This is a genomic window from Clostridium neuense (assembly GCF_045310695.1).
In the GTDB taxonomy this organism is placed as follows: Bacteria; Bacillota; Clostridia; order Clostridiales; family Clostridiaceae; genus Clostridium_S; species Clostridium_S neuense.
The window spans coordinates 38327-49826 of the sequence record NZ_JBJIAA010000004.1; the positions used below are offsets into that span (position 1 = coordinate 38327).

10 protein-coding genes are annotated in these 11500 nt (G+C 31.1%); all 10 read right to left on the reverse strand.

Annotated elements, in window-relative coordinates; genetic code table 11:
• Positions 1-52: 52 nt before the first annotated feature.
• Positions 53-1111 (reverse strand): recombinase RecA, encoded by a 1059-nt coding sequence (gene recA / locus ACJDT4_RS05345; protein ID WP_406786508.1) that lies wholly within the window; start codon positions 1109-1111, stop codon positions 53-55.
• A gap of 145 nt (positions 1112-1256) precedes the next feature.
• A complete protein-coding gene (gene pgsA, locus ACJDT4_RS05350; RefSeq protein WP_406786509.1) occupies positions 1257-1868 on the reverse strand; it encodes a CDP-diacylglycerol--glycerol-3-phosphate 3-phosphatidyltransferase in 612 nt (203 codons plus the stop codon).
• Positions 1852-3189: a 30S ribosomal protein S12 methylthiotransferase RimO gene (rimO, locus tag ACJDT4_RS05355; RefSeq protein WP_406786510.1), complete on the reverse strand. Its 1338-nt coding sequence runs from the start codon at positions 3187-3189 to the stop codon at positions 1852-1854. The genes pgsA and rimO overlap by 17 nt, the downstream gene beginning before the upstream one ends.
• Positions 3190-3309: 120 nt before the next feature.
• Positions 3310-5628, reverse strand: coding sequence for an FtsK/SpoIIIE family DNA translocase (locus ACJDT4_RS05360; RefSeq protein ID WP_406786511.1), 2319 nt, complete (start codon positions 5626-5628; stop codon positions 3310-3312).
• Positions 5629-5654: 26 nt separating this feature from the next.
• Positions 5655-6314: a ClpP family protease gene (locus ACJDT4_RS05365; protein WP_406786512.1), complete on the reverse strand. Its 660-nt coding sequence runs from the start codon at positions 6312-6314 to the stop codon at positions 5655-5657.
• Positions 6315-6374: 60 nt separating this feature from the next.
• Positions 6375-7580 (reverse strand): aspartate kinase, encoded by a 1206-nt coding sequence (gene dapG / locus ACJDT4_RS05370; protein WP_406786513.1) that lies wholly within the window; start codon positions 7578-7580, stop codon positions 6375-6377.
• Between the two features lie 14 nt (positions 7581-7594).
• Positions 7595-7870, reverse strand: coding sequence for a YlmC/YmxH family sporulation protein (locus ACJDT4_RS05375; RefSeq protein ID WP_406786514.1), 276 nt, complete (start codon positions 7868-7870; stop codon positions 7595-7597).
• Positions 7871-7988: 118 nt separating this feature from the next.
• A complete protein-coding gene (locus tag ACJDT4_RS05380; protein WP_406786515.1) occupies positions 7989-10094 on the reverse strand; it encodes a polyribonucleotide nucleotidyltransferase in 2106 nt (701 codons plus the stop codon).
• Positions 10095-10172: 78 nt separating this feature from the next.
• On the reverse strand, positions 10173-10436 hold the full coding sequence (gene rpsO, locus ACJDT4_RS05385; RefSeq protein WP_406786516.1) for a 30S ribosomal protein S15: 264 nt from the start codon (positions 10434-10436) through the stop codon (positions 10173-10175).
• 123 nt (positions 10437-10559) lie between these two features.
• A complete protein-coding gene (locus ACJDT4_RS05390; RefSeq protein WP_406786517.1) occupies positions 10560-11495 on the reverse strand; it encodes a bifunctional riboflavin kinase/FAD synthetase in 936 nt (311 codons plus the stop codon).
• Positions 11496-11500 lie beyond the last annotated feature (5 nt).

The window sequence follows — 11500 nt, forward strand, 5'->3', positions numbered from 1 at the left end:
TATTTTAACTTTATAAGTAGGTTCTATTTTTGCAATAATATTTTATATAAAACTACTTGTTCTCTTCTTCTGTAACAGCTGTTTCTTTTTTACTTGAAGGTTTTTCTGTATTTTGTCCATGCAAAGGCAATTCATATTTTTCTCTTATTTTATTTTCAATTTCCAATCTTACTTCAGGGTTTTCCTTAAAGAACTGTTTTGCATTCTCTCTTCCTTGCCCTAATCTTAGTTCTCCATATGAGAACCAAGCTCCACTCTTCTGGATTATTTCTTCTTTTACTCCAACATCTACTATATTGCCTTCGTTTGATATACCTTCATTATACATTATATCAAATTCAGCTTGTTTAAATGGAGGAGCAACTTTATTTTTTACTACCTTTATTCTAGCTCTGTTACCAATGATATTTTCACCCTGTTTTATCGAATCTATTCTTCTTATATCAAGTCTTACAGAAGCATAAAACTTAAGTGCTCTACCTCCAGGTGTAGTTTCTGGATTTCCGAACATTACTCCAACTTTTTCTCTAAGCTGATTAATAAAAATAGCAACACATTTTGTTTTATCTATTGAGCCAGCAAGTTTTCTAAGAGCTTGAGACATAAGCCTTGCTTGGAGTCCAACATGTGAATCTCCCATTTCCCCTTCTATTTCTACTTTTGGAACAAGTGCAGCAACAGAATCCACTACAATTACATCAATAGCGCCAGATCTTACTAATGCTTCAGCAATCTCAAGTGCCTGCTCTCCTGTATCTGGTTGAGATACAATTAAATTTTCTATATCAACACCCAATTTTTTAGCATACTGAGGATCAAGAGCATGTTCAGCATCAATAAAAGCAGCTGCACCACCCTTTTTTTGTGCTTCTGCTACAATGTGAAGTGCTACTGTAGTTTTACCTGAAGATTCAGGTCCAAATATCTCAACAACTCTTCCTCTTGGAACTCCTCCTATTCCAAGTGCAATATCCAAAGATAAACATCCAGTTGATATTGCATCAACATTAAGTGTACTATGTTCTCCTAGTTTCATTATTGAACCTTTTCCAAACTGCTTTTCTATTTGGCTCATAGCCGTATCTATAGCTTTTAACTTATCATTATCCATATTATTCCCCTAAGGGTTCACCAACCTCTCTGTATCGAACATTTGTTCTTTCATATGTTATTATATAATAAAATAAGCTTAAGGTCAACAAATTTCAATAATCTATATATAATTATTTTTTACATTTTTTTGAATTTTAAACATTTTATTTATCATTCATAAAAACTTCTTTGTTTTTAACAAATATTTCAATTCCAGACGCTATTGTAGCAACAACAGCTATAAACATAGTTATATTAGTTCCATAGTGAAAAAAGCTAACTATGACTTTATTATGTATACCAAATATATTTAAATTATCTATTATACGGGCAAACGCTTGGTTTTTTCTTATATTCATATATAAAAGCGCAAAGACAACAGCTACGATTTGACATACAGTTTTTATTTTTCCCCACCAATTAGCTGCCAATATCATTCCTTCCGCTGCCGCTACACTTCTAAGTCCAGTTACAGCAAATTCCCTTGCAATTATTACTATTGCTATTAGTGCATGTATAACATGGAATTCAACTAAAGTTATAAGTGCTGCAGATACAAGTAATTTATCCGCAAGTGGATCCATTATCTTCCCAAATCTAGTTATTTGATTTCTACTTCTAGCTATATACCCGTCAAGTTTATCAGTAATTGCTGCTAGAATGAATATAACAGTAGCTATAGTCTTACCAAATGGAATTCCTTTAGGTACTATGAATACCAAAAATACAGGTATTAAAAAGATTCTTATTAAAGTTAATTTATTTGCAAGATTCATAACATACAACTCCTATTAAATCATATTCTAAACTTTCAGTAATTCTTACATTAATAAATTCTCCATTCTTTATTGATTTATCACATTTAAAAAACACTTGCCCATCAATGTCTGGTGCCATTTCATAGTTTCTTCCATACCAATACTCTCCATTGAAACCTTCAACTAAAACTTTGTATATTCTTCCTATCTTCTGTGAATTAACTTTTTTGGATACCTCTTGCTGAATTATCATTATATCTTCTTGCCTTTTTTCCTTTATCTCTTCATCAATTTGCATTGGCATTTCAGCTGCTTTAGTTCCTTCTTCTCTAGAATACTTAAAAACTCCAAGTTTATCAAATCCAATTTCATTTACAAATTCACAAAGCTCACCAAAGTTTTCTTCAGTTTCTCCTGGGAAACCAACTATTAGTGATGTTCTAAGTGCAACTCCATTTACTTTTTTCTTTATTTGGTTAATCTTTTCAATTATTTCTTCTTTCCTTGTTTTCCTATACATTTTTTTTAGTATATTATTACTTATATGCTGAATTGGCATATCTATATACTTGCATACTTTTGAATTGGAAGCTATTTCATCTATAAGCTCTTCAGTAATTTCTTCTGGATAACAATACATAATTCTAATCCATTCTATACCATCAATTGAAGATATCTTATGCATTAACTCATGTATTAGCTTTCTGCCATATAAATCAGTTCCATATCTTGTAGTATCTTGAGCTATAAGTATCAATTCCTTTGTCCCATTTTGTGCTAAATTTTCAGCTTCTTCAATAATGTCCTCCATCTTCCTACTTCTATATTTTCCCCTTATCTTAGGTATTATACAGTATGAACAAAAATTATTACATCCTTCTGCAATTCTAAGATAAGCTGTATAAGTCGATGTTGTTATAATTCTTTTACCTTCATTAATATTTGCATCACTATAGCTGCAGTATATTTCTTTCCCACCATTTTTAAAGAACTCTGTTATAATTTCATCTAATTTATTATAATTATTTACGCCTAATATGCCATCGATTTCTGGCATAAGTTCCATTAGCTCTTTACCATACCTTTGAGTAAGGCATCCAGTTGCTATAAGCATTTTGCATTTATAATCTTTTTTATATGTACTCATCTCTAAAATAGTATTTATAGATTCTTGCTTTGATGATTCTATAAAACCACAGGTATTTACAAGAATTATATCTGCTTCTCTTGGATCATTTACAATTTCATAATTTTCTTTTGCATTTCCCAGTATTATTTCACTATCTACTCTATTTTTGTCACACCCTAAACTAACTACTCCAAATTTCAACTTGCCCACTATGTTTCCTCCCAGCGAATCTATTTAAATAAATACATGTTATATTTTATTACTTTAAAAGAAATTAAACAAGTAAATTTTATCTTATTTAATAATTGTTAATACATATTTCATGATACACTATTGCATAGCCTCAATTTCTTCCTTGCTTATTAGTATATTTCTCGGTTTGCTTCCGTCCCTTTGTGATATGTAGCCTTTTTCCTCCATCTGTTCTATTATCCTTGCAGCTCTATTATAGCCAATCCTTAACTTTCTTTGAATAAGCGAGGTTGATGCTTGATTACTTTCAATTATTATTTTTAAGGCTTCATTTAAAAGTTCATCATCATTAGAATTAGAGCTTTCTACAGTATTGTTTATTTGTTCCATAATTTCTTCTTTATATTCAGATTTGCCTACCTGATTCTTAATAAATTCAACTACTCTTTCAACCTCTTCTTCCGATATGAAAGCACCCTGTATTCTAAGTGGCTTTGATTCGCCAACAGGATTAAAAAGCATATCTCCCTTTCCAAGTAATTTTTCTGCACCACCTACATCAAGTATAGTTCGTGAGTCTATTTGACTAGAAACTGCAAAAGATATTCTTGATGGTATATTTGCTTTTATAACTCCTGTAATTACATCTACTGAAGGTCTTTGAGTAGCAATAACAAGATGCATTCCAGCTGCCCTAGCCATTTGTGCAAGTCTTCCTATATAATCCTCAACATCATTAGGACAAACCATCATAAGATCTGCTAACTCATCGATTATTATAACAATCCATGGCATTTTGCTTTCCCCAGTTTTACGGCAAAGATCATTATATCCCTCTACATTTCTAACGTTGTTATCTGCAAACACCTTATATCTTCTTGTCATTTCATTAACTGCCCAATTTAGAGCACCTGCAGCTTTTTTAGGATTAGTAACAACAGGTATTAAAAGGTGTGGAATTCCATTATATATATTTAATTCTACAACCTTTGGGTCTATCATTAAAAGCTTAACATCATTAGGGGGATATTTATATAATAAACTAATTATCAAAGTATTTATGCATACACTTTTTCCAGAACCTGTAGCACCAGCTATAAGAAGATGCGGCATCTTGGTTAAATCTGTAACCACACAATTTCCACCAATATCCTTACCAAGTGCAAATGCTAAATTAGACTTCGAGTTTAAAAACGCATCTGATTCAATTACCTCACTTAAAAAAACAGGTGTAAGTTCTTTATTAGGAACCTCTATTCCAATAGCCGCCTTTCCTGGTATTGGTGCCTCAATTCTAACTCCTGCTGACGCTAAATTAAGAGCTATATCATCAGCTAAATTAACTATCTTACTTACCTTTACTCCTGCACTAGGTTGAAGTTCATACCTAGTTACTGATGGACCTCTCGATACTTGTATAACCTTTGCATCAACTCCAAAGCTATTTAAAGTATCTGTAAGTTTTTCAGCACTTGATAAGAGTTCTTTTTTATCGCTTTTATTTAGTTTAACCATTTCATTTTGATTAAGTAAATTTAAGGCTGGATATTCATAGTTAATTTCCACTTCTGGATTTGAATTTTGCTCTATCTCACTTTCTAATTCTTTGCTTATATTTTCATTATCCATTTTACTTAGTGAATCGTTTATTTCAATTTTACTATTATCTTGTCCATCTTTTTCATTAGTTAAATTCCCATCATTTTTAAGAAAATCTACTATTTTAATCTTGTCAGATAACTTTTTAGCTATTGGCTTTTCATACTTACTATCCTCTTGAAGCTTATTATCTTCAAAATTATTTTCTTCTTTAATCACAGGGGCCGATTTAGGTTTTCTCCGAATTCTTTTAGCTATTATATCTCCTAAAGACTTTTGTGAGATTAAAAGGAATGAAACTAGGTATAATGATGCAAATATAACTATACATCCATTGCCAAATAATTTATAAATAGGTATATCAATTAAATATGATACTACTCCACCATGCATTACATCATCATTTATATATAGTTTCTTTATTCCGTCTAAAATATTATTACTCGTGTAGTATTGGTCCAAAACATTCATTTGTATGATCATTAACGTATTTATGAATATCAAAATAATTCCATAAAATCTTTTGCTAAAATTAATTTTTCCTCTTTTGGCTATGTAGCATATTCCAATAAAAATCAAAAATATAGGAAGTATATATGCTCCAAGTCCAACTATTGTAAAGAGAAGCTTTTTCATACCAATGCCTATTATTCCTGTGAAGCTTGTAAAAAACATGCTGAGTGAAGAAAATACTCCAAATCCCAAAATTGCAATTCCTGCTATATCACTATTTAAAGTAGTCTCAGAAGGTTCTTTATATGAATTTTTTTTACTTTTCTTTCTAGACAATAGTATCACCCCCACTGATTTATTTTCTACAAAAAATATTATAATCCTTTTTAGACAAAAATATATCATTAATATTAATTAACCATAGGATAATCCTATGGTTTTTTAGTTTCAATAAGTTCATTTAATTTCTGTATCGATTCCTTTATTCCTCCAACCTCATCAATAAGCCCACATTCAACTGCCTGTTTTCCAATTAATATTGTACCCATATCATTTAACAAGTCATTAGTTCTAGTCATCATTGTCTTCAAGTCCTCTTTATTAACTTTTGAGGTTCTAACTATAAATTCAGTTATTCTTTCTTGCATTTTATTGAAGTACTCAAATGTTTGAGGTACCCCCAGTACAAGGCCATTCATTCTTATTGGATGTACTATCATGGTAGCACTTGGAGAAATAAATGAACAATTCGCTGCTGTAGCTAAAGGTACACCTATAGAATGCCCTCCTCCTATAACAAGCGATACTGTTGGTTTACTTAAACTATTTATCATTTCTGCTATAGCAAGCCCTGCTTCTACATCTCCTCCAACAGTATTAAGCACAATTAATACTCCTTCAACCTTTGTATTGTTTTCCATAGCTATGAGTTCAGGTATAACGTGTTCATATTTTGTAGTTTTAGTCTGTGATGGTAGTACTCCGTGCCCTTCAATCTGACCTATAATTTGTATGAACTGTATTCTTTGATCAGCTTCTGGAACATCTTGCAATCCTAATTCTTTTATATCATCATCTTTTTTATCTTCCATAAAAATCCCTCCTGCACATGTTATATATTGTGTGCAGAAAACATAAAATAATACAAAATATTATTTATTATATAAATTAAATTCATTATGAAGTGAATTTATAGCTTTTTCCTTTTCACTTGATTTTATGAGGCACCAAATGGTAGAGTGTGAATCTGCTGTTTGAAGTACTTCAATATTTTCCTTTGTAAGTGCCTTTAATATTCTTGCCATCACTCCAGGAACACCGCAAATTCTATTGCCAATAATTGAAATTTTGCTGCAATTTTTTATAATAGAATATAATATTTTAAACTTATCCATTATATATTCAAATTTGATCAAATTACTTTCATCAATAGTAAATATACTTTCTCTTGGAAATATATTTATCAAATCTATGCTTATATCGTTTACCGCAAGTATATTCAAAATATCGCTATAATTAGAATTCTCTTCATTATCCCTAAATTTAATTTTAACCTGAATTCTACCGCTTAAATAAGTTATTCCCGTTATTAATTCCTTACTTGCAATTCCTCCAAGTTCATTTATTAAAGTGCCTTTACAGTTACTAAGAGTATTTTTTACTACAAGTGGTACATTTCCATTCATAGCAATTTCTACTGCCCTAGGATGAATAACCTTAGCTCCCTGCTCTGCAAATTCAAATAGTTCACTATAACTTATTTTTTCTATTAAAGAAGCCTCTCTAACAATCCTTGGATCAGCTGTCATTATTCCATCTACATCAGTATATATTTCTATTTTTTCAGCCTTAACAGCACACCCAACAATAGAAGCTGTAACATCGCTTCCTCCTCTGCCCAAAGTGGTAAAGAATCCCTTCTCACTTTTCCCTTGAAAACCAGCTATAACAGGAACTTCACCATTTTTAACTGTTTCCATAAGACAACTAGGATCAACAGTTCTAACAGAAGCATTATTATAGTTATCATCAGTTATAATTCCAGCCTGCCCCCCTGTAAATGGCACTGCTTTAATTCCATTTTCATTAAGTTCACTGCTAACAACTACAGCACTTATAAGTTCACCACAACACATGAGAAGATCAGCTGCAAGTTTATTCTTATTTTTAAATTCTTCATTTACAAGTGAGAGAAGGGTGTCTGTCGCATATGGCTCTCCTTTTCTACCCATAGCAGAAACTATTACTATAGGAGAGTACCCCTGTCTTTGAGCATCAAGAACTTTTTTTACAACACATTTTCTTCTTTCGTGATTGGATACGGATGTTCCTCCAAATTTTTGTACTATGAGTCTCATAATAATCCCCCAAATCACAAACGATTTTTTTTAATGATGGAATTATCAACATCAATAATTACAGTTCTTGCTCCTATTTTTTTTACAAATTGCCATGGCACTTCAAAGAAATCACTTTTACTAAATAGTGAAAAGCCAGATTTATTATCCCCTAAAATTAAAGATTTCATATTTCCGCTATCGTCAATTATTATATCATTATTTTCTATTGATGAATATTTTTCACCATCATTGATATTAATAATTTCATACTTTTCTATTTCACTATAAAGCTTTATATTATCATCCATAACAAATCACTCCTTTTAAACAAATTTTCATTTATTAAATATATTTATATAAAGAATAATTTATTACAGAGAATAATAGACTGTAAAATAAAAAGGCTTTTACGCCCTTCTATCAAAATTAATCTTTTTCTTCTTTTTCTTGTTCTTTAATTGCATCTTTTCTTGATAAATTTATTCTGCCTTGATTATCTATATCAGTAACCTTTACTAATATCTCATCTCCAACAGAAACAATATCTTCTACTTTTTCAACTCTCGAAACATCAAGCTTAGAAATATGAACAAGACCTTCTTTTCCAGGCAATATTTCAACAAACGCTCCAAAGTTAGTTATTTTCACAACTTTTCCTAAATATACTTCTCCTACTTTAACATCCTTTGTCAAATTATCAATCATTTTTAAAGCTTTTGATGCTGATGGTCCATCAGTTGATAGAACAAAAACTTTTCCATCTTCTTTAATATCTATTTTAACTCCAGTTTCATCTATTATCTTATTTATTGTTTTTCCACCAGTTCCAATTAACGTTCTTATTTTTTCTGGAGCTATATTTATAGTATATGCTCTAGGTGCATAAGGTGACAATTCTTCCTTTGGCTTTGCAATACAATTTTTAATCTTATCAAGTATAAATAATCTTGCTTTTCTTGCTCCATTTATAGCATCACGTATACACGTTTGAGACAATCCATGAATTTTAGTATCTACCTGTATAGAAGTAATTCCTTTTTCAGTACCTGCAACCTTAAAATCCATATCTCCAAAGAAATCTTCTAATCCCTGTATATCTGTAATAACAGCTTCTTTACTTAAATCTTCACTCGTTATAAGCCCCATAGCAATTCCAGCAGCTGGTCTTTTTATTGGAACACCTGCATCAAGAAGTGCTAAAGTACTTCCACAAACGCTTGCCTGAGATGTTGAACCATTAGAACTAAGAACTTCTGAAACAAGCCTTATTGTATAAGGGAATTCTTCTTCAGATGGTATTAAAGGTTCTAAAGCTTTTTCTGCAAGAGCACCATGACCTATTTCTCTTCTTCCTGGTCCTCTAAGCGGTTTAACCTCTCCAGTTGAATAAGCTGGAAAATTGTAGTGATGCATATATCGTTTTGATTCCTCAGTTCCAAGTCCATCTAAAACCTGAACATCTCCAAGTGAACCTAAAGTTGCAACAGTCATTACTTGAGTTAATCCTCTTGTAAACAAACCAGTACCATGAGTTCTTGGAAGGAGCCCAACTTCACAGCTTATAGGTCTAATTTCATCAAAAGCTCTTCCATCTGGTCTCTTATGCTCGTTTAAAAGCATATTTCTAACTATTTTTTTCTGAATAGTATAAACTATTTCATCAATATCTGCGCCGTCGTCAGGATACTTTTCAGCAAATTCATCAGAAATTTTAGCTTTAACCTCTTTAAGCTTTTCATTTCTTTTTTCTCTATCAGTTATGTACATAGTTTCCTTTAACATATCAAAAGCAAACTGTGTAACAGCTTCTTCTATTTCCTCTTTAGGATGATAAAGCTCTGGAATATCTTTTTCTTTTCCAAACTGCTTCATTGCTTCTTCCTGAAATTTAACTATAGTTTGACAAGCATCAAATCCAAATTTGATAGCGTTTATCATAGTTTCTTCTGGTATTTCGTCGCCACCAGCCTCTATCATCATTACTCTTTCCTTTGTAGCACATACTGTTAAATTCAAAGTACTCTTATCCCTTTGCTCCTCAGTAGGATTAAGAATATATTCACCATCAATAAGTCCTACAGATACAGTTCCAACAGGTGTTGTAAAAGGAATACTTGAAAGGCATAAAGCCATTGATGCTCCATTCATTGCAAGTATATCTGGTGCATTATCCTGCTCAACAGACATTATTGTACATATTATTTGAACATCATTTCTATATCCCTTTGGAAATAATGGTCTAAGTGGTCTATCTATAGCTCTTGCATGAAGTATAGACTTTTCAGAAGGCTTTCCTTCTCTTTTTATAAACCCTCCAGGTATTTTTCCAACAGAATACAATCTTTCTTCATATTCTACGCTTAATGGAAAAAAGTCTATACCTTCACGAGGTTTTTCTGAAGCATTGACATTCACCATAACAACAGTATCACCATAGCTCATAAATATAGCACAGTTAGAAAGCATTCCTGTTTTGCCGTATTCAACCTTAAGTTTTCTGCCACCAACCATAGTTTCTAATACATGTGACATAAACATACCTCCTTAAAAAGTATAAAATAATTTATTTTGTAAAATAATAGAGCGGTTAAGTACCGCTCCCCGACTTTATTATTTTCTTAAACCTAAGCTTTTAACTATTTCACGATATCTTTCAATATCTACAGATTCAAGATAATTTAAAAGACCTCTTCTTCTACCAACCATCATTAAAAGACCTCTTCTTGAATGGTGATCCTTTTTATGAGATTGTAAATGACCATTTAAATGATTAATTCTTTCTGTAAGTAATGCAATCTGTACTTCTGGAGAACCAGTATCTCCTTCTTTTCTTGCATATTTTGTAATTATTTCTTGCTTTCTTGCTTTATCCATTAATAAAACACCTCCATTAATTATCCCCTTATTCCAAGAATATCGTCGGTGATTCAGTACTCTTAGCATAAGGTTTCCACGTGTAATTATAACAAAGAAACTTGAAAATGTAAATTAAAAATTCTATTTTTTACTAAAATTATTTTCTAAATCTTTTGATTCAGCAAATTTTTTATCACTTTCAAGCTGATGTCTTAATCCCACTAAGCTATCAAATTTAACTTCATTTCTTATTTTTTCAATAAAATTAACTTTTATACTTTTTCCGTATATATCTTCATTAAAATTTAACATATAGCTTTCTACAGAAAAATCGCTGTTCCTTACAGTAGGTGCATAACCCACATCAGTTATAGCTTTATACATTTTCCCGTTATATTCTACGACTGTATAATAAACTCCAACTGCCGGAACTACAAAATTACTATCATACTTTAAATTAGCTGTAGGAAATCCAAGTGTCCTTCCAACTTCTCGTCCATGTACAACTGTTCCTTTAAGCGAATATGGCCTTAAAAGCATACTATTTGCCCTTGCAATTTCACCATTAGCTACATATTTTCTTATGGAAGTACTGCTTACAATTTCACCGTTTACTTTAACAGGTTCTACAATATAAAGTTCAATTCCATACTTTTCACTTAATTTTTTTAGAAGTTCTACATCTCCCTGATTTTTATATCCAAATTTATGATTAAATCCTGTTATTATACCTTTAATGTTATAAGCTTTAATCATGTTCACTACATAATCCTCTGGAGACATTTTCATTATATCGCTAAAATCACATAAATTAAGTACATCTAGCCCATAATCTTCAAGAAGCTGTATTTTAGTTTCATTATCCATAATAAGCTTAGGTGCAATATCCTTGTTAATAGTATTCAGTGGATGTTCTTTAAAAGTATTAACCATACTCTTAACATTATTGCTTTTGCTTAATTGTATCGTTTTATCTATTAAACTTAAATGACCTTTATGAAGTCCATCGAAGCTTCCTATAGTTACATAAGTTTTATATTTGAATTTAACCTTAAAACTATCATTTAAAACTATCATAAAAT

Coding starts and splice junctions, on each gene's coding strand:
- ACJDT4_RS05375 (WP_406786514.1), bottom strand. CDS start 7,870: ATGGATGATAATATAAAGCTTTATAGTGAAATAGAAAAGTATGAAATT.
- ACJDT4_RS05380 (WP_406786515.1), bottom strand. CDS start 10,094: ATGTCACATGTATTAGAAACTATGGTTGGTGGCAGAAAACTTAAGGTT.
- rpsO (WP_406786516.1), bottom strand. CDS start 10,436: ATGGATAAAGCAAGAAAGCAAGAAATAATTACAAAATATGCAAGAAAA.
- dapG (WP_406786513.1), bottom strand. CDS start 7,580: ATGAGACTCATAGTACAAAAATTTGGAGGAACATCCGTATCCAATCAC.
- ACJDT4_RS05390 (WP_406786517.1), bottom strand. CDS start 11,495: ATGATAGTTTTAAATGATAGTTTTAAGGTTAAATTCAAATATAAAACT.
- pgsA (WP_406786509.1), bottom strand. CDS start 1,868: ATGAATCTTGCAAATAAATTAACTTTAATAAGAATCTTTTTAATACCT.
- ACJDT4_RS05360 (WP_406786511.1), bottom strand. CDS start 5,628: ATGATATATTTTTGTCTAAAAAGGATTATAATATTTTTTGTAGAAAAT.
- ACJDT4_RS05365 (WP_406786512.1), bottom strand. CDS start 6,314: ATGGAAGATAAAAAAGATGATGATATAAAAGAATTAGGATTGCAAGAT.
- recA (WP_406786508.1), bottom strand. CDS start 1,111: ATGGATAATGATAAGTTAAAAGCTATAGATACGGCTATGAGCCAAATA.